At 64.0% G+C, this 25436-nt stretch carries 18 protein-coding genes; 7 read left to right on the top strand and 11 right to left on the bottom strand.

What is annotated here, in order from left to right:
* The 6 genes from AC1DX0_RS11030 to AC1DX0_RS11005 all read right to left on the bottom strand — a co-directional run.
* Positions 1-937, bottom strand: a 937-nt coding sequence (locus AC1DX0_RS11030) for a Gfo/Idh/MocA family protein (protein ID WP_477355338.1), incomplete at its 3' end; no start/stop codon positions are given.
* Position 938: 1 nt separating this feature from the next.
* The gene (locus AC1DX0_RS11025) at positions 939-1406 is read right to left on the bottom strand and encodes a DUF4304 domain-containing protein (RefSeq protein ID WP_477218920.1); all 468 of its coding nucleotides are present in this window, start codon (positions 1404-1406) and stop codon (positions 939-941) included.
* Positions 1403-2242, bottom strand: coding sequence for a carbohydrate ABC transporter permease (locus tag AC1DX0_RS11020; RefSeq protein ID WP_172221463.1), 840 nt, complete (start codon positions 2240-2242; stop codon positions 1403-1405). Before AC1DX0_RS11020 ends, AC1DX0_RS11025 begins: the two co-directional genes overlap by 4 nt.
* Positions 2243-2252: 10 nt before the next feature.
* Positions 2253-3182: a carbohydrate ABC transporter permease gene (locus AC1DX0_RS11015; protein ID WP_477355335.1), complete on the bottom strand. Its 930-nt coding sequence runs from the start codon at positions 3180-3182 to the stop codon at positions 2253-2255.
* A 255-nt stretch (positions 3183-3437) separates the two neighbouring features.
* Positions 3438-4697 (bottom strand): ABC transporter substrate-binding protein, encoded by a 1260-nt coding sequence (locus AC1DX0_RS11010; protein WP_477355332.1) that lies wholly within the window; start codon positions 4695-4697, stop codon positions 3438-3440.
* 2 nt (positions 4698-4699) lie between these two features.
* On the bottom strand, positions 4700-5659 hold the full coding sequence (locus AC1DX0_RS11005) for an N-acetylmuramic acid 6-phosphate etherase (RefSeq protein ID WP_477218923.1): 960 nt from the start codon (positions 5657-5659) through the stop codon (positions 4700-4702).
* A 198-nt stretch (positions 5660-5857) separates the two neighbouring features.
* Between AC1DX0_RS11005 and AC1DX0_RS11000 the strand changes: the two genes are divergently transcribed.
* The 6 genes from AC1DX0_RS11000 to AC1DX0_RS10975 all read left to right on the top strand — a co-directional run bounded on the left by AC1DX0_RS11000 (position 5858) and on the right by AC1DX0_RS10975 (position 12983).
* Complete coding sequence (locus tag AC1DX0_RS11000; protein WP_477355329.1) at positions 5858-6739, top strand: glucosamine kinase nucleotide-binding domain-containing protein; 882 nt, start codon at positions 5858-5860, stop codon at positions 6737-6739.
* On the top strand, positions 6736-7518 hold the full coding sequence (locus tag AC1DX0_RS10995; protein WP_095202943.1) for a GntR family transcriptional regulator: 783 nt from the start codon (positions 6736-6738) through the stop codon (positions 7516-7518). The genes AC1DX0_RS11000 and AC1DX0_RS10995 overlap by 4 nt, the downstream gene beginning before the upstream one ends.
* Positions 7515-8549, top strand: a complete 1035-nt coding sequence (locus AC1DX0_RS10990; protein WP_027040956.1) for an SIS domain-containing protein — start codon at positions 7515-7517, stop codon at positions 8547-8549. Before AC1DX0_RS10995 ends, AC1DX0_RS10990 begins: the two co-directional genes overlap by 4 nt.
* Positions 8546-9718 (top strand): N-acetylglucosamine-6-phosphate deacetylase, encoded by a 1173-nt coding sequence (gene nagA / locus AC1DX0_RS10985; RefSeq protein WP_477355326.1) that lies wholly within the window; start codon positions 8546-8548, stop codon positions 9716-9718. Before AC1DX0_RS10990 ends, nagA begins: the two co-directional genes overlap by 4 nt.
* 10 nt (positions 9719-9728) lie before the next feature.
* Positions 9729-10844 (top strand): NAD(P)/FAD-dependent oxidoreductase, encoded by a 1116-nt coding sequence (locus AC1DX0_RS10980; RefSeq protein ID WP_477355323.1) that lies wholly within the window; start codon positions 9729-9731, stop codon positions 10842-10844.
* Between the two features lie 72 nt (positions 10845-10916).
* Positions 10917-12983, top strand: coding sequence for an ABC transporter ATP-binding protein/permease (locus AC1DX0_RS10975; RefSeq protein WP_477218927.1), 2067 nt, complete (start codon positions 10917-10919; stop codon positions 12981-12983).
* A gap of 121 nt (positions 12984-13104) precedes the next feature.
* Here the strand turns inward: AC1DX0_RS10975 and AC1DX0_RS10970 are convergent, their stop codons facing one another.
* The 5 genes from AC1DX0_RS10970 to AC1DX0_RS10950 all read right to left on the bottom strand — a co-directional run bounded on the left by AC1DX0_RS10970 (position 13105) and on the right by AC1DX0_RS10950 (position 22903).
* Entirely contained in the window at positions 13105-14619 is a 1515-nt protein-coding gene (locus tag AC1DX0_RS10970; RefSeq protein WP_477355320.1) for a malonate--CoA ligase, read from the bottom strand.
* A 435-nt stretch (positions 14620-15054) separates the two neighbouring features.
* Positions 15055-15798 (bottom strand): GntR family transcriptional regulator, encoded by a 744-nt coding sequence (locus tag AC1DX0_RS10965; RefSeq protein ID WP_477219114.1) that lies wholly within the window; start codon positions 15796-15798, stop codon positions 15055-15057.
* 400 nt (positions 15799-16198) lie between these two features.
* Positions 16199-16876, bottom strand: a complete 678-nt coding sequence (gene rpe / locus AC1DX0_RS10960) for a ribulose-phosphate 3-epimerase (protein ID WP_477355317.1) — start codon at positions 16874-16876, stop codon at positions 16199-16201.
* Positions 16877-17085: 209 nt separating this feature from the next.
* Complete coding sequence (locus tag AC1DX0_RS10955) at positions 17086-20931, bottom strand: DUF7929 domain-containing protein (RefSeq protein ID WP_477218930.1); 3846 nt, start codon at positions 20929-20931, stop codon at positions 17086-17088.
* 10 nt (positions 20932-20941) lie between these two features.
* Entirely contained in the window at positions 20942-22903 is a 1962-nt protein-coding gene (locus AC1DX0_RS10950) for an NHL repeat-containing protein (protein WP_477355314.1), read from the bottom strand.
* Between the two features lie 489 nt (positions 22904-23392).
* Here AC1DX0_RS10950 and dnaK point away from each other — a divergent pair, with 489 nt between their 5' ends.
* Entirely contained in the window at positions 23393-25309 is a 1917-nt protein-coding gene (dnaK, locus tag AC1DX0_RS10945) for a molecular chaperone DnaK (RefSeq protein WP_477355311.1), read from the top strand.
* Positions 25310-25436 lie beyond the last annotated feature (127 nt).

The raw sequence follows: 25436 nt of genomic DNA, 5'->3' as shown, positions 1-25436 counted from the left end.
GCACAAAGGCCTGTTCGAGGTCGCAGAGATCCTGGTGGCCGGGTTCGCCTGCCATCGACAGCATCTCGTCCTSCYTGACGAAYTTGCCGTCMGGSCCKGTCGCCGCACTGTGCAGGCGGATRGTMGAGGTCTTGGTGTGGGTGTCGATGTCRTCSGACTTSACRCCYTCCTTCATGACGATCGACACGCAGCCCTTGGGTGAGATGACATCCTTCACAAAGAAGGCGGTTTCGGAAATCATCGGGCCCCAGCCGGCCTCGTACCAGCCGACCGAACCATCATCGAACAGCACCTGCAGGTGGCCGTAATTGTACATCGAGGGCGCCACCTCCTCGGTCAGCCGTACACCCATGCCGCGCACCTCGACCGGCCTGGCGTCGGTGATCTGCAGCATGACGTCGAGATAGTGCACGCCGCAGTCGACGATCGGCGACGTCGTCTGCATCAATTGCTTGTGTGTCTCCCAGGTATGGCCCGAGGATTGCTGGTTGAGGTTCATGCGGAACACGTAGGGGCCGCCGAGCTTGCGTGCCTCGGCGATCAGCCTGATCCAGGAGGGGTGGTGGCGCAGGATGTAGCCGATCACCAGTTTCTTGCCGTTGGCCTTGGCGGCCGCGACGACACGTTTTGCGTCGGCGACGGTCGTTGCGAGCGGCTTTTCGACAAAGACGTGGCAGCCGGCCTCGAACGCCCTGACCGCATAATCGGCATGGCTGTCGGAATAGGTGGCGATGCAGGCGACATCGGGGTTTTCGTCGCGCAGTGCGTCGTCGAACGAGCGCCTGATGCTATAGCCCGACAGCCCTTCCGGCAAAGGCACGTCGGAGCGGTTGATGAGTGCGGCGATCTCGAAGCCCGGATTGGTATGGTAGGCCAGCGCATGGCTGCGGCCCATATTGCCGAGCCCGGCGACGACGACGCGAAGGGGTTGAGCCATTTCAATCTGCCTTTTCTTGCCTGCGGGCTTTGAGAGCTACTCTCACATTCGGGCCGTTCTCACCGGCGATCTGCAGGGCAGCCTCTTCGCTCTCGCAACGGGCCAGAAGGCCAAAGCCGTATGTATCGACCCCTTCTTTGATCAGAGAAGATCTCCGGTCATTCGGGATCGAATGATCCAGATTGAGCGCCCCTTCAAATGCCTTGGATTGCTCGCTAGTCATCAAAGAGTCGACTCGCCAGATGATGTGGCAATTGTATTCCTTCGGCCGGCGCTCCGGCCCAAGTCGCGTGAACCACACTGCGGCGTTCAGATAGAACTGTGGCCCCCAGGAAGACTTCTGAAGGTTCAGCACACAGATTGTTTCCGGCCGCTCGCGATAGAAATTTTTGGCGCGAACGCCCCGGAATCCATAGCGGCTCCCTGTCTCAACGAGAGCCTGCACGATGGCCTCTTGCCCCTCGCTCACTTGACGGCTCCGGAAGTAATGCCGCGGATCAGCTGCCGCGAGAAGATGACGTAGAGGATCAGCACCGGCATGATCGCCAGCGACAGCGCCGCCAGGATGGCGTTCCAGTTGGTGACGAACTGGCCGAGGAACAGCTGGGCGCCGAGCGTCACCGTCTTGGTCTCTTCCGACGGCGCCAGGATCAGCGGGAACCACAGATCGTTCCAGATCGGGATCATGGTGAAGACGGCGACGGTGGCCATGGACGGCCGCACCAGCGGCAGCACCAGGCGGAAGAAGATGGTGTATTCGGACAGGCCGTCGATGCGGCCGGCATTCTTCAGATCGTCGGACACCTGCTTCATGAATTCCGACAGGATGAAGACGGCGAGCGGCAGGCCTTGCGCGGTGTAGACCAGGATCAGCGAGGTCAGCGTGTTGACCAGCCCGCTCGCCACCATCAATTGCAGGATGGCGACGGTGCCGAGCCGGATCGGGATCATGATGCCGAGCGCCAGGTAGAGGCCCATCAGCGAATTGCCGCGGAAGCGGTATTCCGACAGCGCGAAGGCAGCCATCGCGCCGAACAGAAGCACGAAGAACAGCGAGGCGACGGTGACGACGAGGCTGTTCTGGAAATAGTGGATGAAGTCGCCCTGGCCGATGACTGTGGTGTAACCGATCAGGTCGAAAGTTTTTGGTGTCGGCGGCGTCAGCGGCGCGCCGAAGATGCCGGCGCGGGATTTGAACGAGTTCATGATCACCAGGATCACCGGGAACAGCGCGATCGCCGTGTAGGTCAACAGGATCGCGTGGGCGCCGATGGTGCGGGGCAGCGAACGGGTGGCGGTGCTCATCTCTTGCCCCTCAGAACTGGTAGCGACGCAGGCGCGTCTGGACGAGGAASAGGTAGACGCAGACRCCGCCRAGGATGATCAGGAACATCATCGTGGCGATCGCCGCRCCCATRTTGGGATCGCCGACCTGCAGYTGGAAGCCGAAGAAGGCGCGGTAGAGGAAGGTGCCGAGAATRTCGGTCGAATARTTCGGCCCGGCSAGCGCSCCTTGCGCRGTGTAGATCAGGTCGAAGGCGTTGAAATTGCCGACGAAGGTGAGGATCGAGATGATGCCGATCGACGGCAGGATCAGCGGCAGCTTGATCTTCCAGAACTGCGACAGGCCGGTGATGCCGTCGCATTCGGCCGCCTCGATCACCTCTTCGGGGATCGACAGCAGGGCGGCGTAGATCAGCATCATCGGGATGCCGACGAACTGCCACACCGAGATCAGGCTGAGCGCGGTCAGCGCGTATTGTTCCTTGCCAAGCCATGGCGTGAACAGGCTTTTCAGGCCGACCAGGTCCATCAGATGCGGCGCCACGCCCCATAGCGGCGACAGGATCAGCTTCCAGGCGAAGCCGACGATGACGAAGGACAGGATSGTCGGCACGAAGATCGCCGTGCGGTAGAAGGCGGCRAATCTCAGCCTYGGGCTGGAYAGAARYGCCGCCAGMATGACGCCGATCGGGTTCTGCACCAGCATGTGGATCATGAAGAACCAGGTGTTGTTCCTGAGCGCATTCCAGAACCCGACCGACCAGTTGGGGTCGCCGAACAAGGTGCGGAAGTTCGCCAGCCCGACGAAGATCTGGTGCTGCTCAATGTTGCGGAACAGCGACAGCTGCAGCGTGCCGGCCAGCGGCAGGATCATGATCGCCGTGTAGACGAGCAGCGCCGGCGCCAGGAAGACGCCGATGTGCCAGCGGGTCGGTCTCTTCGGTCGTGTTTCTGCGGCCATGAGTTCGGTCCCCGCCGTCTCTCGGTTCCAAATGGTGTCGATGCTAGATGATGCCTCGATGCACGGCCGTGACATCCTTGCCCGTTTCGGCAAGAACAAAGGCCTGCGACTGATCAGCTAGCCTTTCCCCAGTGGATCAAGGGTAAGGCCGCGAGGCGGTGCCGACAATCGCTATCTGAACGGATGCACTTCTGAAAAACCAGGGTATTCGGAACCGGCCAGGCATGCGCCCAGCCGGCTCCGTTGCCTGAGCTCTTACTTSSCCGGCTTGTACCAGCTGTCGAGACCGGTCTGCAGCTTCTTGGCCGCGGCTTCCGGSGTGTCGGTGCCGTTGATGACGTTGGCCGATTCAACCCAGGTCTCGTTTTCSAGGTTCGGCGTGCCGCGCGACAGGATCTGGTAGGTCGAGCGRATCGTCGACTTGCACTTGYCGCGCCAGGAGACGAATTCCTGCGCCAGCGGGTCTKCCATCTTCACCGGCGAGGAGTTCAGGCTGAAGAAGCCCGGCAGCGCGTTGGCGTAGATGGTGGCGAAATCCGGCGAAGCGACCCAGGACAGGAAGGTCTTGGCGGCGTCGGCGTTCTTCGACGCTGCATTCAGACCCATACCGATGTCGGTATGGTCGGAGATGTAGCAGGTGTCGCCGGCCTTCTCGACCGGGGGCGGGAAGGCGCCCATCTTGAACTGGGCCTGGGTGTTGAACAGGCCGATTTCCCACGAGCCGGCCGGGTAGATGGCGGCGCGGCCGAGCGTGAACAGGTTCTGGCTGTCCGGATAGGTCTGGGCTTCGAAGCCGTCACCCAGATAAGGCTTCCACTTGGCCAGTTCCTCATAGGGAGCGACCCAGTCCTTGTCGGTCAGCTTCTGGTCGCCCTTGATCAGCGCCGCACGGCCGTCTTCGCCCTTCCAGTAGTTGGGGCCGATGTTCTGGTAGCCCATGGTCGCGGCTTCCCAGAGGTCCTTGGTGCCCATCGCCATCGGGATGTAGGTGCCGTCGGCCTTGATCTTGTCGAGCGCGGCGAAGAACTCGTCGCGGGTCGTCGGGATCTTGATGCCGAGCTTGTCGAAGGCGTCCTTGTTGTAGATGAAGCCGTGGATGACGGAAGCCATCGGCACGCAGAAGCTCGCCTTGCCGTCGTCGGTCTGCCAGGCGGACTTGGCCACCGGCGAGAAGTTCTCCATGCCGGGCAGCGCCGAGAGGTCGGCAAGGTTGCCCTTCTTGAACAGCTCGAGCGACTTGTCGAACGGGCGGCAGGTGATCAGGTCGCCCGCCGAGCCGGCGGCGAGCTTGGCGCCGAGTGCKGCGTCATACTCGGTCGGCGCCGATGGTGCGAACACCACCTTGATGCCGGGGTTCTTGGCTTCGAAAGCCGGGATCAGCTTGTCCTTCCAGATGGCAAGGTCGTCACCGCGCCAGCTTTCGATGTTGAGCGTTACGTCCGCGGCAGAAGCCATCCCGGCCGAGCCGAGAATGCTGGTGCCCAAAAGCAGTGCCGTCAGTAGTTTCGTTGTCATGCTCAGTCTCCCTGTTGACCTTTTTCAGGTTCGGTTTTGATGAGAACAGAGGCAGTGCGCCGCTTGCTCCCCTCCATCGCGGAAAGGGCCGGCCGCAGCTTCTGGCCGGCCTCTTCCAGTATCTTCTGCGCCGCATCGGCGCTGTCGGCGCCGGCGGCGAGCAGAATGGCGGTCTTGACCGCGCCGCCGCTCTTTTCGAGCAGACGCGCCGCATCATCCGTACTGCGCCCGCTGATGGCGGCGACGATGCGCGCGGCGCGGTCGCGCAGCTTGATGTTGTCGGCCATGAGGTTGACCATGTAGCCGTCATGGACATGGCCGAGATGGACGGCGGTCAAGGTCGACAGCATGTTGAGCGCGATCTTCTGGGCGGTGCCGGCGCCCATGCGCGTCGAGCCGGCGATCACTTCCGGCGGCGTTTCGAGCAGGATGGAGGTATCGGCCTGACGCAGCAGAGCCGAGTCCCGGTTGTTGGCGATGCCGATGGTGGCCGCACCGCGACGAGAGGCTTCCTCGATGGCGCGCACCGCATAGGGTGTGGTGCCGCTGGCGGAAAGGGCGATCAGGCAATCGCCTGCGCCGATGCCGGCATTGGCGACCGCCGCCGAGGCTTCCTCCGCGTCATCCTCCGGCCCGCCAGCCAGCGTGTGGAAAGCCTCGTCGCCCCCGGCAATCAGGATGGCGATGCGGTCGCGCTGAATGCCGAAGGTGCCGGGCAGTTCCAAGGCGTCGGCCAGTGCCATCAGGCCGGAACTGCCGGCCGCGGCATAGGCAAGCTTGCCGCCGCGGTTCAGCCTGTCCGCAATGATTTCAGCTGCTCTGGCGATGGCGGGGATGGCGTTGCGGACGGCCTTGGCGGCCTCGATCTGCGCATCGACCAGCGAAACAAGGATGGCTTCCGGAGCCTGGATATCCAGCCCCTCGGCATTCCTGTGAAGCGCTTCGGTGCGCGTTTCAGCCATCCGTGTTCCTCCAATACCAGAACAATACCAAAAAAATACCACTTGTCCACACGCATTAACGAATTCGCGGGCAGGAAATCGCTGAGCCGACGAAATGCTGAGGATTTTCAATAAAATACGGCTTAATCTTTTTGAAACGGAAATTAATCCTTGGCTATTGGTATTTTATTGGTATTATCCGCCCGGAGGAGAAATCGCGTGAAATTCGTGCTCGGTATCGATGGCGGCGGCACCAGCTGCAGGGCCGCCCTGGCAACAGTGGACGGCGCTGTCATCGGCCGCGCCAAAAGCGGCGCCGCCAACATCCGCAYCGACCTCACCGGGGCGCGCTCAAACATTGTCGACGCCGCGCGGCAGGCGTTCATGGCCGCTGGGCAGGATCCGGAGCTGATCCCGCAGACACCAGCCATTCTCGGCCTTGCCGGCGCCAATGTCGGTACTTACCGGCAGCAGCTCGAAGCGATCCTGCCGTTCAGCATCAGCCGCGTCGAGACCGACGCCGAGATCGCRCTSGAAGGCGCKGTCGGCTCCGGCGACGGCGCCATGGCSATCCTCGGCACCGGCACYGCCTATATGGCGCGMARGAACGGCAMGTCGCGCGCCATCGGCGGYTGGGGTTTTCAGGTCGGCGACCAGGGCAGCGGCGCCCGCATCGGCCGCGATCTCCTGGAACAGACGCTGCTTGCCCATGACGGCGTGCGCGCGCGCTCGCCGCTGACCGACGCCATGATGGCCACCTTCCGCAACAATCCCGAGGACGTGGTCGAATTCACCACCAATGCCAAGCCCGGCGATTTCGGCGGCTTCGCGCCCAAAGTGTTCGAGCATGCCGAAAAGGGCGATGCCGTCGCCAACTGGATCGTCGACAAGGCGGTCAGCGATGTCGAGGCTTCGCTCGGCGCGCTCGGCCTTCCGGATGATGCGCCGCTTTGCCTGCTCGGCGGACTGGCACCGCTTTATGCGCCGCGCCTGTCGGCACGCTACCAGGCACTGCTGAAGCCGCCGCTCGACGACGCGCTGGGCGGCGCCGTGCAGATGGCGGCGCGTCTGTTCGCCAAACCAGCGGAGGCGGCTCGATGAGCGACGCCGCCGACCAGATCTTCGCCACGCTGAAGCAATCCGCGCAAAGCGGCGCCCCGCTCTATCTGCAATTGCGCAAGAGCATCGAGGACGCCGTCAACCGCGGCCTGATCGGGCCGGGCGACGCGCTGCCTTCCGAGCGCGACATCGCCACCAAGGCCGACATTTCACGCGTCACCGTGCGCAAGGCGGTACAGGACCTGGTCAAGGGCGGCATCCTCGTCCAGCGCCACGGCTCCGGCACGTTCGTGGCGCCACGCATGGAGCGCGTCGAGCAGTCGCTGTCGCGGCTGACCTCGTTTACCGAAGACATGGCGCGGCGCGGCATGGCGGTGCGCTCGGCCTGGCTCGACCGCGGCCTCTACGCCCCCTCGCCCGACGAGATGATGGTGCTTGGCCTGTCGTCGAGCGAACTGGTGGCGCGCGTGGCGCGCCTGCGCATCGCCAACGACACGCCGCTRGCGATCGAACGCGCCTCGCTGTCGGCCAGCGTGCTGCCCGACCCGGCGGGCATCGGTTCCTCGCTCTATGCGGCACTCGAATTGACCGGTAACCGGCCGGTGCGGGCSGTRCAGCGCATCTCGGCCGCCAACCTCGGCGACAGCGATGCGCGCCTKCTGGARGTGCCRCCRGGCATYGCCGGCCTGCACATCGAACGCATTTCCTATCTGGCGAGCGGCAAGGTGATCGAATTCACCCGTTCCATCTACCGCGGCGACGCCTATGATTTCGTCGCCGAACTGCGGCTGACAGGGCCGAGCGAAGAGGGCCGACCATGATCCCCAACACCACCCATATGCAGCGCGAGATCGAGGAGATCCCGCAGGCCGTCGCCCGCCTGCTCGACGGCTCCGGCGCCGTGCTTGCCGAGGCCGGGCGTGGCATCAGGGAACGCGACCCGCAGTTCGTCGTCACCGTGGCGCGCGGTTCGTCCGACCATGCGGCGACCTTCATGAAGTATGCCGTCGAACTGACCGCGGGCCTTGCCGTCGCTTCGGTCGGTCCCTCCATCGCTTCGATCTATGGCCGCAAGCTGAGGCTCGGCGGCTCGGCCTGCCTGGCGATCTCGCAGTCGGGCAAGAGCCCCGACATCGTCGCCATGGCCGAAACCGCACGCGCCGGCGGCGCGCTGACCATCGCCGTCACCAACACCGCCGATTCGCCGCTGGCGCGTGCCTCGGACTATGCTATCGACATATTGGCCGGGCCCGAGCGCAGCGTCGCGGCGACCAAGACCTTCGTCAATTCCGCCGTCGCCGGTCTCGCCTTGATGGCGCATTCCACCGGCGACGAGGCGCTTCTGGCAGCACTAGCCCGCTTGCCCGAGCATTTCGGCAAGGCGATCGCCTGCGACTGGATGAGCGTGCTCTCCGAAACCATCGAGAAGCAGAAGTCACTGTTCATCCTTGGCCGCGGCCCGTCGGCGGCGATGGCCAACGAGGCGGCGCTGAAGTTCAAGGAGACCTGCGGCATGCATGCGGAGGCCTATAGTGCTGCCGAAGTCATGCACGGTCCGCTGGCGCTGATCGGCCCCGACTTTCCGGTGCTGGCGCTGGCCGCGCGCGATGCATCCGAACCGTCCGTCGCCGAAGCGGCCGACGGCCTGGCGGCCAAGGGGGCGCCGGTGTTCGTCACCTCAGCGCTGGCCAATCGCGCCACGCGCCTGCCGCATGTCGCCACTGGCCATCCGCTGACCGATCCGCTGACGCTGATCGTTTCGTTCTACGTCTTCGTCGAGGCCTTCGCGCGCCACCGCGGCCTCGATCCGGACACGCCGCGCAATCTTCGCAAGGTGACGGAGACGGTATGAGCGATCGTTTTGCCCTGACCGGCGCCCGCATTTTCGACGGCGATGACTGGCACGAGGGCCACGCCCTTGTGGTGCGGGACGGTCTCGTCGAGGCTATTTTGCCCACCGGCGCCGTCTCATCGGATATCCGTGTCGTCGAGACCGGCGGTGGCATKCTGGYGCCGGGTTTCGTCGACATCCAGGTCAATGGCGGCGGCGGCGTCATGCTCAACGACCACCCCGATGTCGCCTCGATCGAAACCATCTGCAAGGCACACGCGCCGTTCGGCACGACAGCGCTGCTGGCGACGCTGATCACCGATACGCCCGCAATCACCGCAGCTGCGATCATCGCCGGCGAAGCAGCCGCGCTGCAAAAGGTGCCTGGTTTCCTCGGCCTGCATCTCGAAGGCCCGCATCTGTCGATCGCCCGTAAGGGCGCGCACGATCCGGCGCTGATCCGGCCGATGACGGATGCCGACCAGGCAATGCTGATCGCGGCGCGGCAAAAGCTACCGGTGCTGCTCACCACGATCGCGCCGGAATCCGTCGAACCGGCGCGTGTTGCGGCCTTGGTCAAGGCCGGCGTCGTCGTCAGCCTCGGGCATTCCGACACCGGTTACGCCACGGCAAAAGCCTTTGCCGACGCGGGTGCCAGCGTGGTCACCCATCTGTTCAACGCCATGAGCCAGATCGGCAATCGCGAACCGGGCCTGGCCGGCACGGCCATCGACATCGGCACCTTGTCCGCCGGGCTGATCGCCGACGGCATCCATGTTCATCCCGCCACCATCAGGATCGCGCTCGATGCCAAGCAGGGGCCAGGCAAGATCGTGCTGGTCAGCGACGCGATGGCGACGATCGGCACAGACATGACCTCGTTCACGCTCAACGGCCGCACCATCTACCGCCGGGATGGCAGCCTCAGGCTTGCCGACGGGACACTGGCGGGCGCCGACCTCGACATGATCTCGGCCGTGCGTTTCATGCACAATGTCGTCGGTGTCGATCTGTCCGAGGCCTTGCGCATGGCGTCGCTCTACCCGGCGCAGGCGGTCGGCCAGTCGCATCGGCTTGGCCGCCTGGCCAACGGCACGGTGGCGGATATCGTTGCGCTGTCGGACGATCTTGGCATAGGAAGCGTCTGGATCGGCGGCGACAAGGTGTTCGAGGCCGGCGCTTCACGCTGAAAGCGAGGCCATGCAGACCATCGATTGTGTCGTCGCCGGAGCAGGCGTCGTCGGGCTTGCCATCGCCAGGGCGCTTGCCCTGTCGGGCCGCGAGGTGGTGGTGGTCGAGCAGGCCGACGCGATCGGCACCATCACCAGTTCGCGCAATTCCGAAGTCATCCATGCCGGGCTCTATTATGCACCGGGAAGCCTGAAGGCCCGGCTCTGCGTCGAAGGGCGGCGGCGTCTCTACGCCTACTGCGCCGAGCACGGCGTCGCCCATACGCGCGCCGGCAAGCTGATCGTCGCCAGCGAGCCCGGCCAGACGGACGGGTTGCGGAAGATCGAGGCCAATGCGCGCCGCTGCGGCGTCGACGATCTCCAGCTTTTGGCGCGCGGCGAGGCCGAAAGCCTGGAGCCAGCGCTGACATGTGCCGCCGCGTTGCTGTCGCCATCGACCGGGATTGTCGACAGCCATGCACTGATGCTGTCGCTGCGCGGCGACGCCGAAGCCGCCGGCGCATCTTTCGCTTTCCTCACCTCGGTCGCCGGGGCGACGATCGAAGCCGACGGGATCCGGATCGACACGCGCGATGCCAATGGCGAGACCTTCGCCCTGGAGGCCGGCGCCTTCATCAATGCCGCGGGCCTCGATGCGCAGGCGGTGGCCGGCCGCATCGACGGTTTCCCAAGGGATCTCATCCCCCGGCAGTGGCTGGCGCGCGGGAACTATTTCGCGCTTCCGGGCCGTTCACCGTTTTCGCGGCTGATCTATCCGGTTCCGGTCGAAGGCGGCCTTGGCGTCCATCTGACGCTTGACCTCGGCGGCAGTGCCCGCTTTGGGCCTGATGTCGAATGGGTCGACCATGTCGATTACACCGTCGATCCCGGCCGAAGTGCCGTCTTCTATGAAGCGATCCGGCGCTATTGGCCCGATCTTGCCGACGGCGTCCTGCAGCCGGCCTATGCCGGCATCAGGCCRAARCTGTCCGGTCCCGGCCAGCCTGCGGCCGATTTCATGATCCAGGGTCCGGCCGAYCAYGGCGYYRGGCRGATCGTCAATCTGTTCGGCATCGAGAGCCCCGGCCTGACGGCRAGCCTGGCGATCGCCGACCATGTCGTCGAGCTGCTGCATACGCAATTATAAGCACCGCTGGGAATTTCTCCTCTCGGGCGAACGTCATGAAACCTTTTGATTTCGAGGTCGTTGTCGGAGCGCATGTCCGACGCGAAACCCAGATCGACACCGGCCGATGGAATCAAGCCGCGCAGCGCCCCCAAGCCGCGACGGCAAAAGCCGCGTGACGAGAGGCCGCGCGACCAAGTTCCGCTCGAAAAGAAGCCACGCGACAAGAAAGCCTCGACCGTCGAAGCGGCGGCTCCCGGGATCGTCGACGAGACACCGCCGCCGGAGGCCGTCGAACCCGATCCACAGCTGACGCCAGAGCAAGCCGAACAGGCGCGCAAGAAATACCTGCTGAAGCGGTTCTGGATCAGCGGACGCGGCTACTGGGGACGGCACGGCGACAGACTCGGCTGGCCCTTGACGATCGGGCTGCTGATCCTCATCGTCGTCAATGTCGGCTTCCAGTACGGGATCAATGTCTGGAACCGCTCGATTTTCGACGCCATCGAGAAGCGCGACGCCCATAGCGTCTATTTCCTGAGCGCGGTGTTCGTGCCGCTCGTGCTTGGCAGCATCAGCCTTGTCGTCGCTCAGGTCTATCTGCGCATGACCATGCAGCGCCGCTGGCGCTCCTGGCTGACCACCTCGGTGATAGCGCGCTGGCTCACCAACGGCCGCTACTACCAGTTGAACCTGGTGCAGGGCGACCACCAGAACCCCGAGGCGCGCCTCTCGGAAGATCTTCGGGTCGCCACCGAGGCGCCGGTCGACTTCGTCGCCGGCGTGATTGTCGCCACCCTTTCGGCCTCGACCTTTATCGTGGTGCTGTGGACGATCGGTGGGGCCTTGAGCTTCACATTGGGAGGGTCGACCTTCACCGTGCCCGGCTTCCTCGTCATCACAGCGGTGATCTATGCCGCGATCACCTCCACCTCGATGTTCTTTATCGGCCGCGATTTCGTGCGGCTGTCCGAAGAGAAGAACCAGACGGAAGCAGAATTCCGCTACGTGCTGACGCGCGTGCGCGAAAACGGCGAGAGCATCGCCCTGCTCGGCGGCGAGGAGGAGGAACGCAGCGGCATCGACAGGACCTTTGCCGGCGTGCTGAAGCGATGGGCGCAACTGACCGGCCAGCATATGCGCACGGCGGTGGTGTCGCAGGGATCGAGCCTGTTCGCGCCTGTCGTGCCGGTGCTGCTGTGCGCGCCAAAGTTTCTCGAAGGCTCGATGTCGCTCGGCCAAGTCATGCAGGCCGCCTCCGCCTTCGCCATCGTGCAGGGGGCGTTCGGCTGGCTGGTCGATAATTATCCGCGCCTTGCCGATTGGAACGCCTCGGCACGCCGTATCGCCTCGCTGATGATGTCGCTCGACGGGCTGGAGCGCGCCGAGCAGAGCAACGAGCTAGGGCGCATCCTTCACGGCGAGACCAAGGGCGATACGATGCTCTCCCTCGACAATCTCTCGGTGACGCTCGACGACGGCACGTCCGTGGTCAAGGAAACGGAAGTCGGGGTTGAAGCGGGCGAGCGGGTGCTGGTTTCAGGTGAATCCGGCTCGGGCAAGTCGACGCTGGTGCGGGCGATCGCGGGCCTTTGGCCATGGGGAAGCGGCAGCGTCAATTTCCATCCCGACAAACGATTGTTCATGCTGCCGCAGCGGCCCTACATCCCGTCCGGCACGCTGCGCCGGGTGGTCGCCTACCCCGCGGCCGCCAACCACTGGAAGCTCGAGCAGATCAAGGCGGCTCTCGACAAGGTCGGCCTCGGCCACCTCGCCGGCCGGATCAAGGAGGAAGCGCCCTGGGACCAGACCCTGTCGGGCGGCGAAAAGCAGCGGGTCGCCTTCGCGCGGCTTTTGCTGCATCGCCCGGACATCGTCGTGCTGGATGAGGCGACCTCGGCGCTGGACGAAAAAAGCCAGGACCAGATGATGGAAACGGTGATCCGCGAACTGCCCGAGGTCACCATCGTCAGCGTGGCGCACCGCGCCGAACTGGAAGCCTTCCACACCCGCAAGATCACGCTCGAACGGCACAAGGGTGGCGCAAAACTGGTCAGGGATATTGACCTCGTGCCGCGCAATCGCAAACGCGGCCTGATCCAGCGCGCCCTGTGGGGCTCCGGTACGAGGCTTGAAAAGCCGCGCAAGACGGCGAACTAGAGAGTTTCACCGTTTCATGGAAACGGCGAACCGCTCTAACTCTYTGTTTTKWCGCAATTCCYAAGGGAAAGCSCTAYGCGCTTTTCCYGGGAAAACCGCTCACACTTTTCCTGGAATTGCTCTAGGACGCGTAGAGATCCTTATAGGTATCGCGCAGAAGATTCTTCTGCACCTTGCCCATCGTGTTGCGCGGCAATTCGTCGACGAAGATCACCTGCTTCGGATGCTTGTATTTTGCAACGCGCCCGGCGATGGCGCCGAGAATTTCCGCGCCGGTGATTTGTGAGCTCGGCGCCCGCACGACGACCGCGGTGACGCCTTCGCCGAAATCGGGATGAGCGACGCCGATGACGGCGCTCTCGCTCACTCCGTCGAGCGCGTCGATCTCGCTTTCGAGCTCCTTCGGATAGATGTTGTAGCCGCCTGATATGATCAGGTCCTTGCCGCGGCCGACGATATGCACATAGCCATCGGCATCGATAATGCCGAGGTCGCCAGTGATGAAGAAGCCGTCGGCGCGAAATTCCGCTTTGGTCTTTTCCGGCATGCGCCAGTAGCCGCCAAACACGTTCGGACCCTTGACCTCGATCATGCCGACCTCGCCCTGGGCAGGCGGTTTGCCGCTGTCGGGATCGGCGATGCGCAGCGACACGCCAGGCAAGGGGAATCCGACCGTGCCGGCGCGCCGTTCGCCTTCATAGGGGTTCGACGTGTTCATGTTGGTCTCGGTCATGCCGTAGCGTTCGAGGATGGCGTGGCCGGTGCGCTCGCGCCAGGCCTTGTGCGTCTCGGCCAGCAGCGGCGCCGAGCCGGACACGAACAGGCGGATATTCTTAGCCGTCTCACGATCCAGACCATCCTGCTGCAAAAGCCTGGTATAGAAGGTCGGCACGCCCATCAGCGCGGTTGCGCGCGGCAGCAGCGCGATGATGCGAGCCGGATCGAATTTCTGTTCGAACAGCATCGAGGCGCCGGCCATCAGGATGACATTGGTGGCGACGAACAGGCCGTGCGTATGGAAGATCGGCAGCGCGTGGATCAGCACGTCGCCCGATGTGAAGCGCCATTGCTCGACCAGCACCCGCGCGTTCGAGGCCAGGTTCTCGTGGCTGAGCATGGCGCCTTTCGAACGGCCGGTGGTTCCCGACGTGTAGAGGATCGCCGCGAGATCGTCCGCCCCCCGCTCGACATCGTGAAAATCGGACGCCTGTCGCGAGGCCTGGTCCGTAAGGGACCCCCGGCCATTGCGATCGAGTGTGACCACGACGGCACCTGACGGTTCGACCATGCGGCCGATGTCGGGCGACCGTGCCGGATCGCAGACGAYSASSCGCGGTKCGGCATCSYCGAAGAAATAGCYGAGYTCSGTCAGCGTGTAGGCGGTGTTGAGCGGCAGGAAGACGGCKCCKGCRCGCASRCAGGCGAGGTAGAGCAGCAGCGCCTCCGGGCTCTTCTCGACCTGCACGGCGACACGATCACCCGGCTCGACGTCCAGTTGCAGCAGCGCATGCGCGAGCTGTGCCGACCGCGCCAGCATGTCGCCATAGCTGAGCGAGCGCCCATCATCTGCCTCCATCAACAGACGCCCGGGCGCCGGCATCCGCGACCGGAACGCATCGAACAGATGATTGCTCATGAAGTTTTCCCTGGGGTGGCGGAACGGCAAGCCTTGCGCATGCACCTTGAGCGGCATGTTTTGGCGGCGAAGCGTTCGCGTTTCTCAGCGATCTCGTCAAGACTGGAGATGGCGGTTCACAAGGCAATCGCTTTCCAACGTGTGGCGGAACCTGCCAATCGCCGAAGTTGGCGCCGCCCCTCATTGCCCTGCCGGGCATTTCTCCCCGTAAACGGGGCGAAAGAGGCCGGCAGCAACGCCGGCGCCCTTTCTGGACGCTGGCAATTGGCGAAAGCGGCGGGGACAGCGTCCCTCGCCCCGTTTACGGGGAGAGGATGCCGGCAGGCAGGTGAGGGGCAGCGCCGGCCTGGAAAATGGGGGCACTTGTGGCGGTCCACCCGGTCGCGTCAAAGGTTGCCCGCGACGGGTCGCGAAGGCCTGTCGGCCGAACGAGCGCTACCGCCGGGCGCGTTCGGCCGCGACGGCGGCTTTTGCGATTTCGCCTTGCTTGAAGCGCTCCATACACATGGCAGCGGTCAGCTGGTAGTGATCGATCAAGGCCTGGACGGCGCCGTCGGCATTGCCGTCCAGCGCGCTTTCGGCGATCAGCCGGTGTTCGGCGAAATCGTCGCGCTGGATGCTTTCGCCGTCATTGGCCATTTGCCGGTAGCGATAGGCGTGATCGGAAAGCTGATCGCAGAAACCCACCAGCCAGTGCGACCGGCAGGCCGAGATCAGCACCCGATGGAAGGTGCGGTGCAATTTCTCCCAATCCGGATCGAGCGACGTGGCATTTTGCGGCGAAAGACGTGAGGCGCGGCCCAGGCGATGCAGCGCCAGCACCAGCTGTTCTTCCCATTCGGCGGTGCGATGGGCAATGGATTCGCGAAGCGCCCGCTCCTCGAGCCAGCAGCGGGTGCGCGTCAGCTCCTCAAGCTCCGTCGCAGTGACCGGCATGATGAAAAAGCCACGCTGGTCGTGGCGACCAAGAAGTCCTTCGGAGGCAAGACGGTTAAGAGCTTCACGGACCGGGGAAGCGCCGGCGCCATACTTGGAAACAACCCACTCGACCCGCAGCTTGCTTTCGGTTTCAAGAGCGCCGCCGAGAAGATCATCACGCAATTGGTGATAGACCGTACTGGCAAGTGTGCTCTTGGATCCTGTGCCGTCGTCGTTCAGGTTGGCAGCTCCATATGTCAAAAGTTGACTCCTTGTCCCCATTTTTCTCCGGGCAATTCGAGTCCGCAAAGAATCCTTCCGTACATGTTCCATACAGTGCTTGCGCCTGGGGGCTCAAGCACAAGATAGCTCTATTGTACTTAAGGACAAAGGAATATACCCCGATCTGCATCTGATCGTGGAAATTTGCGCGTCTCTACAACCAGTAGAAACTTAACGTGTTTTTTATGCACGCAGGATCATCTGTTTCTTGTGTGCCCATGCGAGCATCTTTTCTGTCGCGCGCAAAGACAGCGGATGGTTCGCCCGAATCAGGCCTTCTCAGCGAATCTGATTCGGGCAGGGCGGGTCCCGAAGGAGCCGCGTCCGCACAACGGCTCTTGGCCGGCCTGTCGGATTAAACGGGATGATAGCGGTGAGTTTAGCCGGCGGCCTTGTCGGCCGCTGTCCTGATCGCCTCGATGTTGGAGCGGTAGGCTTCGACGCTGCCGCCCTTGAAGATGGCGGCACCTGCCACCAGCACATCGGCGCCGGCCGATGTGACCAGGGGAGCTGTCTCCGGCGAAACGCCGCCGTCGATTTCGATGCGGATCGGCCGGTCGCCGATCAGCGCCTTGACGCGTCTCACCTTGTCGACCATCGCCGGGATGAAAGCCTGGCCGCCGAAACCCGGGTTGACGGTCATGATCAGGATCAGGTCGAGCCGGTCGAGCACATATTCGATCATCGTTTCCGGCGTCGCCGGATTGAGCGACACACCGGCCTTCTTGCCGAGGTTCCTGATGGTCTGCAGCGAGCGGTCGAGATGTGGCCCGGCCTCCGCATGCACCGTCATGCCGTCACAGCCGGCCTCGGCGAAGGCGGCGAGATAGGGATCGGCCGGCGCAATCATCAGATGGCAGTCGAAGAAAGCCTTGGTGCGGTTGCGGATCGCCTTGATSACSGGYGGACCGAAGGTGATGTTGGGSACGAAATGSCCRTCCATGACRTCGAGATGGATCCAGTCSGCGCCGGCCGCCRCCACCGCCTCGACCTCGTCGCCGAGCTTCGAAAARTCCGAMGCCAGCACCGAWGGYGCGATCARGGTCTTTTTGCTCATCTCGCGGCCTTTCCGGGTGCGCTTTTCATACCGCTCACCCTGGACCGACTGCCTAATGCGCGGCGGGTGACTTGTCGAGGGCGCAGGCATGGCTCCACAGGCTTGGGTGGCGTTGCTGCGTTGCCGCCAATTCCCACTTGCCCCGGGGCATGAAAGAAAAACCCGCCGGATTGCTCCGGCGGGTTTCTGGTCTGGCGTCGAGCAGATCGTTATTGCTGCTGGAGCTTCAGGATCCTGGCTGGATCCTGCTGCTGTTCAACCTGTGGCTGACGCCGTGGCAGGACCTGCTGCAGCAGTTGGCCCGGAAGCAGCTCCAGGGACGGCTGCCCGCGTATCGGCCGGCAGTTGGGATAGCGCCCGATCGTGCCTTCCGGGCAGCGCCGCCTGAAGATGGGCTGGCACTGGCCATTGACCATCTGCGAGCCCGGTGCGCATTCCGTCTGTTGCCTGGGCTTGCGGCACGCGCCGTCGATCACCTCGGTCCCACGCGGGCAGACACACTCGCCGCGCTTGTTGTGGACCTGGCCGCGTATGTCGCACTGCTCCAGTTGCGGCTGCTTGCGACGGCAGGCATTGCCTTGCACCTCGGTACCCCTCGGGCAGACGCAATTGCCGTCGCCGTCGTGGACCTGGCCGCGGATGGTGCACTGGTCGGGCTTCGGCCTAACCGGACGGCAGGACCCGTTGCGCACCTCGGTCCCTTGCGGACAGACACAATCGCCGTCCGAGTTGTGGACCTGGCCGCGAATGGTGCACTGGTCAGGCTTCGGCCGGATCGGTCGGCAGGCGCCGTTGCGCACCTCGGTCCCTTGCGGGCAGACGCAGTCGCCATCGGCGTCGTGGATCTGGCCACGGATGGTGCACTGCTCAGGCTTCGGCCGGATCGGACGGCAGGCGCCGTTGCGCACCTCTGTCCCTTGCGGGCAGACACAATCGCCATCGGCATCATGGATCTGGCCGCGGATGGTGCACTGCTCAGGTCTGTCGGTCCTGACGCACTTCCCGTTCTCCAAACCCGTGCCGCGCGGGCAGATGCAGCGCCCGTCCTCGGTGCGGATCTGGCCTTCGAGCAGCACGCAACGCTTCGGCGGTGGTGGTGTCGGCAGGATGTTGGTGCCGCCGCCGGTGCACTGGCCGTTGCGGAAGGTGGTGCCTTCCGGGCAGACGCAGCGGCCGGCATCGTTCATGACGAAGCCCGGCGAGCACTCCTTCTTCATCTCATGCGTGATGATGAAGGGGTGGCACGCATAGGCCTTGCCGCGATCGCCCTGCACATTGCCCTGGTCACCGCCCAGCACGTCGCCGCCGCCCTGCACCCGCGTGTCGGGAGACAGGACGCCGACGCAGTTCTGGCCGTTGACGTTGCCCTCCAGGTTGGCCAGACGGCCATCGTCGGGAATGACCACGGTGACGTGATGCGACTGGCTTTCACCGGCGCCGAGCGTCAGGTTGGCGATGCAGGAGGCCGGCAGTGTCGTCGGCTCCGGCGAGCAGCCGAAGGGCGGGTCGATCGAGGTGATCGCAACACCGTCCAGCCGGCCGAGACCTTCCACGCCGATCGCATCACCGATGCGGACCGGACCGGAGAAGGGGCTCGTCCCATCATTTGATATGGTGATATCGAACGAGCAGGGCTGGCCGAGCCGGCATTCGCGGTCGCCGGTCTTCTCGACACGGATGGTCGAAGAGCCGCCGCCCTTGGCGCAGGCCTGGCCGATCGGATAGACGACATCGTCGCCGGGCGCCGGCCCATAGGAGCCGCGTGCGCAGTTTTCGAACTGGCCATTGGCCGAGACCGTCACGTCGAAGTGGCGGCTGGTTCCAGGTGTCATGACGGCGCCCGGAATCTGGCACGACAGCGCATTGGCCGGGACCGGTCCGCATGCCCATTCCGCGCCGTCAGGGGTGACGGTCTGGATCAGGACGGGCGCGCCGCCCGATACCAGCGTGGCGGCATCGTTGACCCGCACCGGACCGATGGGGGCAGCGGTGCCCAGGCTGATGACGGTAATGCGGCAAGAGATGACCGCGGCACCGGGCAGCGAGCCGTTGCACACCTTGGTGATGCGCAAGGTCGGCTTGCCGCCATTGGGATGACGGATGCGTTCCTTGGCGCAGGCCTTGTTGTTGGTGAGGTCGACCTCACCGGGAATGGCCTTCACCGCGGCGCAGTTCTCGACCGCATCTGACTGGTAGCCGGCCGGCATGACCGCCTTGACGAAGATCGGCGTCGAGGCGCCCGCAGGCAGCGAGATGCCGGCATTGTCGCAGCGGAACTGGCCGGGACCGTTCGGACCGCAAGTCCAGGGCGGGCTTGGGCCGAAGGTCGAGGAGGCCGGTGCGCCGCCGGGGTAGTTGTCGATCACCGTCAGCGGCCCGTTATAGGTTGCTGTGCCGTTGTTGATGATGTCGATGACGAAGTAGCAGACGCCGTCCGGCGTGCAGACCGGAATGCGTGCGCGCTTCTTCAGGATCAGGTCAACCTTCTTCTCGACAGGCGGCTGGCAGTCGCGGTCACGATCGCCACGGCGGCAGATCGGGATCGAGGCGCAGCCCCTGTCGTTTTGCTGGCTGCCGAACAGCGGCTTGCCGCTGGCCGGATAATTGTAGGTGGCGCAGTTGCGCAGCACCTTGCCTTGCCAGCCGCCGGCCGGCTTGAAGCCGAGCTTGAGGTCGACAAAGGCGCCCGGATTGAGGGTGGTCGCCGGATAGGTGCAAATCATCGGGGTGGTGCCGGGTACGCAGACCCAGGGCGGATTGGGCCCTGAACTCAGCGTCGAGCCGGCCGGCAGCGTCACCTCGTCGAGCACGATTTTGCCGTTGTAGGGCGCGGTGCCGACATTGGTGACCCTGATGGTGAAGTCGCAGCCGCCGGCCATGGTGCAGCGTGGGACATCGGCGCGTTTCTCGACCTTGAGATCCGGTTCCTTGTCCTTGGGCGGACATCTCTGGTCGCGCGGGATGACGATGTCGATGGTCTGCGTGCAGCACAGGCCCCAACCCTCCTTCGGGCCGGCATAGGTCTCGATGCCGGTGACGATGAGGTGGATGACGTCGCCGGGTGACGCACCGACGATCTTCCAGTTGAGCACACCGCCGCCCGGAGGCACCAATTGGGTGTCGGGGATGATGGTGATGCCGGGTGTCGTCGTCGACACCTGCACCCACTTGCCGCCCATCTCCGGGCCAACCGGCATATGGTAGATGAAGGCGCCGCCGCCGGGCACGCAATCAACCGTGCCGCGTTCCACCTTGAAGCATTCCTTGCCGGGAGGTGGCGGTGGCGGATTGCACTTGGTGACGTCGATCTTGATCGAGGTCTTGACGCCGGTCTTGAAGTCGCCGTCGTCGGGCTTGCTCGGATCCTGCGACGGGATGATGGCCCCCGTGCCGACGGCCGGCGTCGCCTTGATCACACCCTGGTTGTCGACAACCGTCGGCGCTGGAAACGCCGCATGGTCGATCTTGGCGGTGATCTGGAAGGTGATGACGCGTTCATTGGCGGCACCGGCGCCATCGAGATCGGCGGCGGAGAGCCGGAAATCGGACACCGTGGCCGTATCGTTGGGATTTGCCGAGGTGCTGATCGAAGCGCCCGGCAGTGGCCCACCGGACGAATCCGTGCCGTCGCCGGCCACATTGACGTTGACGATCTCAAGGCCGTGCGGAAGCTGGTCCTTGAAGTCGAGCTTGAGCTTGTTCAGCCTGGCCGCGAGGCTTGGGTCGGCAAAGCCTTGCGGATCGCCGCGCAAGCCGAAGCTCAGCGAGTAGACGACGTAGTCGCAGCCTCGCTGAGTGCCTTTCTTGGTGAAGAAAGGCACGAGCCGGTCCGGCCTCGGATTGACGACGCGCGAATTGTCGAGATCGAGCTTCAGTTCCGGGGTGACCGGAACGGCGTCTTCCGCGTGGCTTGCCACAGGGGTGAGCATGGCGACCGCGATACCGGCCGCCATCAGCCAGCGCGCGCCGCGCCTGGCGTATGACAGGGGTTTCATGATCGTCTCCATGACGGTTGGGTTGTTTTCCGCGAGCGGGGAGAGTGCGAGATTTTTCATCTTCCCCTCCTCAACGTTCGCAGCTGACGGCTGGGGTGCGGAGCGGCAAGGTCATCTTGCAGCAAGGGTAGTAGCCACCCTTGTCCTTGTCGGACTTCCTGTAGAAGCAAAGTCCAACATCCACTCTGTCGCCCGGATAATGGCCGGTGATGTTGATCGTGTACGGCTTGCCCGGCGCATGCGACATGGGTGAGGTCACCCCGACGCCTGGCGTCCTGGACTGGGCCTTGATCGAATCGCCGCCRAAGCCGGCATGGTCATGGAGATAGAGATCRGCCTCGAGGCCCGAMGGCGTGCAGTARTACTGGACGTCGTCGAYATCGAGRCARGGAGGCAGRTYGCCGGGSGGTGGGAAGTCCGGCGGATAGAARGGTGGCAGATAGCCGCCCGGKATTTCTTCRTARTARCCGGCACGRCCCTCGCAGGGRTGCCAGACSKCGACGTCGCCGACATGGCCTTCCACTTCCGGATCTTCGAAATAGCCGTCGAAATCAACGAACCACGAGCCGAAGGGTGGCAAATTGGCCGGCTTGACCAGGTCCTTGGGCGTGATCTGCACGCCATGCACGGCGAGCGGCCCGCCGGCGGCGAGCTGCTCGGCAAGCTTTGGATTGTCGCGCAATTTGTCGCCGGTGTTGACCAGCGTCTGGGTACAGACCGAAGTGTCGAGATTGCCGTCGGCGTCATAGCCATATTGCAGGTCGAGACCGCCGGCCGACTGCCTGTTGCCTTGCGGGAAACCGACCGCATATTCCTGCGGCGTCTCCACCCAGACCGATTCCGTTGCCGGATCGTCCGGGTTTTCTCTGAAATAGCGGATGACCTCGCCCTTGCCGGAATCGGCGAAGCGGCTGTAATCATAGCGGTTTTCGACCGGGCCGCGCTGGGCCAGATACATGAAGCCGCTGTTGTCGAAGGCGATGTCGGTGACGGCGTAATCCTTGTCGGCCTTGACCGTCAGTTCCCAGCGCGGGTCGCCGGCAAAGGTGCCGTCGCGGGCAATACCCACCGACCAGATCTCAGACTTTTCGCCGACCGAATAATAGAGCCGGCCGCCATGATAGGAAACCGCCCAGACGCGTCGGTCGTCCTGGGTGTAGCCCCAGGTCTCGGGATCTTCCGTGTCGAAAGCGGCACCTTGTATGTCCATCACCGCGCCGTCGTCGGCGACCGGAGCCAGCCCGTGCGCCGGGCGCCCGGCGACACCATGATCGAACGTGTCGATCAATCCGCCGTTGGCGTCGATGCGATGAATCAAGCCGGTGTCGAGGTCGGAGGCGAAGAACTGGCGGTGGTTGGGATCGAAGGTGATATTGCCGATGCCGGGACCGCTGTTGGTGTCGATGTCGGCGAATTTGGCGACCTGGCCAGTGATGCCGTCGATCTTCCAGATGGTGCCCGGCCCGCCGCCGTTTTCGGTGCCGAACTGGCCTTCCATGAAGGTGGCGCCTGATGTGCCGCGGCGCTGCCGCTCCGGSCKGCCATCMSYGTCKGCGTCWGGSGTGACGATKYSKATSCCGTGCAGCGAGGTKGCGSCGGCATARAGGTTSGGAATGCCSGASGGSACGCCGTCGCGCACGCCGYCATCATAGGTGAKGCCGAACACTTCGCCGATCTGGCCGGCCGTGACCTCGAAAGGCGGCGGCGTGAAGACGAGCTGGCCCGAGGCCGGGCCGCCGAGATGCGAAACGTCGAAAACGCGCAAGGTGGCGCGCGTGGTGTCGATGAAGGTCTCGTCGACCGGGTCGACTCCGGGCGGCAGGCCCTCATCCAGATTGGGAATGACGGTCCCGGGAAAGCCGGTGACCGCCATCGAGCCAGGATAGATGATCTGGGTTTCCTGCGCCTGGGCGGTGCCGCTAGGCCAAAGGCCGGCGGCAAGTGCCAGGGCCAGCAATCCGCCACCGGCATAAGCGGTGCGGCGCAAATAGCCATAGAGAGACGATGCGAACGAGCCGCGGATGCGAGACATGACACTACCCCCGTAGTCCAGGGGAGAAACGTCCGGGGCTGCCGCGCAAATCAGGGCAGGGCGCGGCGGTCCGGCTCGTTCTTCCCTGATCGAATTGTCTGCTTTCCTCACAGTCACGATACGCTTGGTCTTCCGCAGGGTCAACGGAATCAAGAGAAAGCCCAGCGCATCGACCCCGTCCCGAAGGCGGTGGTCGCGCCGAGCTCCTGTTGTTCCCGGAGACCTGGGAGTCTCTGGGTTGCTGGTCATGGGGGGCTTCCTTTCCGGGCCGCACCATGCGGCACCTGGACGTCAGTCGCGCACGGAGGTGGAAAGGTTCATGGAAGCCTTGCGCAGAATGCTTGCGCCCGATGCCGCCTGTTCTTATATACGCGCCAAGCCGTGCGGCGGCGGAACACCAGTTGCCGAACGGGATTTCTTATGAACAGGGGCTTTCGTTGGAACGCCTTTACGGGTCCTGAAAGCCTGCTTAGCGGAGAGACTAGAAAAATGGCAAAAGTAATCGGTATCGATCTCGGCACCACAAACTCCTGCATCGCCATCATGGATGGCAAGGAACCGAAGGTGATCGAGAATGCGGAAGGCGCGCGCACGACGCCTTCCATCGTCGCCATCTCGGGCGACGGCGAACGTCTCGTCGGCCAGCCGGCCAAGCGCCAGGCGGTCACCAATMCTGAAAACACCATCTTCGCGGTCAAGCGCCTGATCGGCCGCCGCTATGACGATCCGGTGACGGAGAAGGACAAGAAGCTTGTCCCCTACAAGATCGTCAAGGGCGACAATGGCGATGCCTGGGTCGAAGCCGGCGGCAAGAAGCAGTCGCCCAGCCAGATCTCGGCCATGATCCTGCAGAAGATGAAGGAAACGGCGGAAGCCTATCTCGGCGAGAAGGTCGAGAAGGCGGTTATCACCGTTCCGGCCTATTTCAACGACGCCCAGCGTCAGGCAACCAAGGATGCCGGCAAGATCGCCGGCCTGGAAGTGCTGCGCATCATCAACGAGCCGACCGCTGCCGCGCTCGCTTACGGCCTCGACAAGAAGGAAGGCAAGACCATTGCCGTCTATGACCTTGGCGGCGGCACGTTCGACATTTCGGTGCTCGAAATCGGCGACGGCGTGTTCGAGGTGAAGTCGACCAATGGCGACACCTTCCTCGGCGGCGAGGATTTCGACATGCGCCTGGTCGAATATCTGGCGACCGAGTTCAAGAAGGAACAGGGCATCGACCTGAAGAACGACAAGCTTGCCCTGCAGCGCCTCAAGGAGGCGGCTGAAAAGGCCAAGATCGAGCTGTCGTCGACGACGCAGACCGAAATCAACCTGCCCTTCATCACCGCCGACGCGACCGGCCCGAAGCACCTGACGCTGAAGCTGACGCGCGCCAAGTTCGAGCAGCTGGTCGACGACCTCGTCCAGCGCACCATCGAGCCCTGCAAGGCGGCGCTCAAGGATGCCGGCCTGAAGGCCGGCGAGATAGACGAAGTGGTCCTGGTCGGCGGCATGACCCGCATGCCCAAGATCCAGGAGATCGTGAAGCAGTTCTTCGGCAAGGAGCCACACAAGGGCGTCAACCCGGATGAGGTCGTCGCTCTCGGCGCCGCCATCCAGGCGGGCGTGCTGCAGGGCGACGTCAAGGACGTGCTGCTGCTCGACGTGACGCCGCTGTCGCTTGGCATCGAGACGCTGGGTGGCGTGTTCACCCGCCTGATCGAACGCAACACGACGATCCCGACCAAGAAGAGCCAGGTGTTCTCGACCGCTGAGGACAGTCAGTCGGCCGTGACCATCCGCGTCTTCCAGGGCGAGCGTGAAATGGCCGCCGACAACAAGGCGCTCGGCCAGTTCGACCTGGTCGGCATTCCGCCGGCCCCGCGCGGCGTGCCGCAGATCGARGTCACSTTCGACATCGACGCCAACGGCATCGTCAACGTTTCGGCCAAGGACAAGGGCACCGGCAAGGAGCACCAGATCCGCATCCAGGCCTCGGGCGGCCTTTCSGACGCCGACATCGAGAAGATGGTCAAGGACGCCGAAGCCAATGCCGAGAGCGACAAGAAGCGGCGTGCCGTGGTCGAGGCCCGCAACCAGGCCGAGGCGCTGGTGCATTCTTCCGAGAAGTCGCTGAAGGAATATGGCGACAAGGTCTCGGAAGCCGAGCGCACGGCGATTTCCGATGCGATCGCGGCCCTGAAGACCGCTGCCGAGGGCGACGACGCGGCCGACATCGAGGCCAAGAGCCAGGTGCTTGCCGAAGCTTCGATGAAGCTTGGCCAGGCCATGTACGAGGCCTCGCAGAAGGAAGCGGCGGAAGCCGACGCCAAGGCGGACGCCGCCAAGGACTCCGACGTGGTGGACGCCGATTTCGAGGAAATCGACGAGGACGACGACAAGAAGAAGTCGGCCTGAGCCGCCTGACGGCAAGATAAAGCGGAAAGCCCGGCATAAAGCCGGGCTTTTTTGCAACCCTTGCTGAAAAAATGCGGGACCTTCCTGAAAAAACGACAGAAAAACCCGGACAGACGCACGCCAGCAC

The organism is Mesorhizobium sp. P3_A9 (assembly GCF_056402975.1).
Note: the sequence above shows the minus strand (reverse complement) of the source record. Positions and strands in the feature narration are given on the sequence as shown.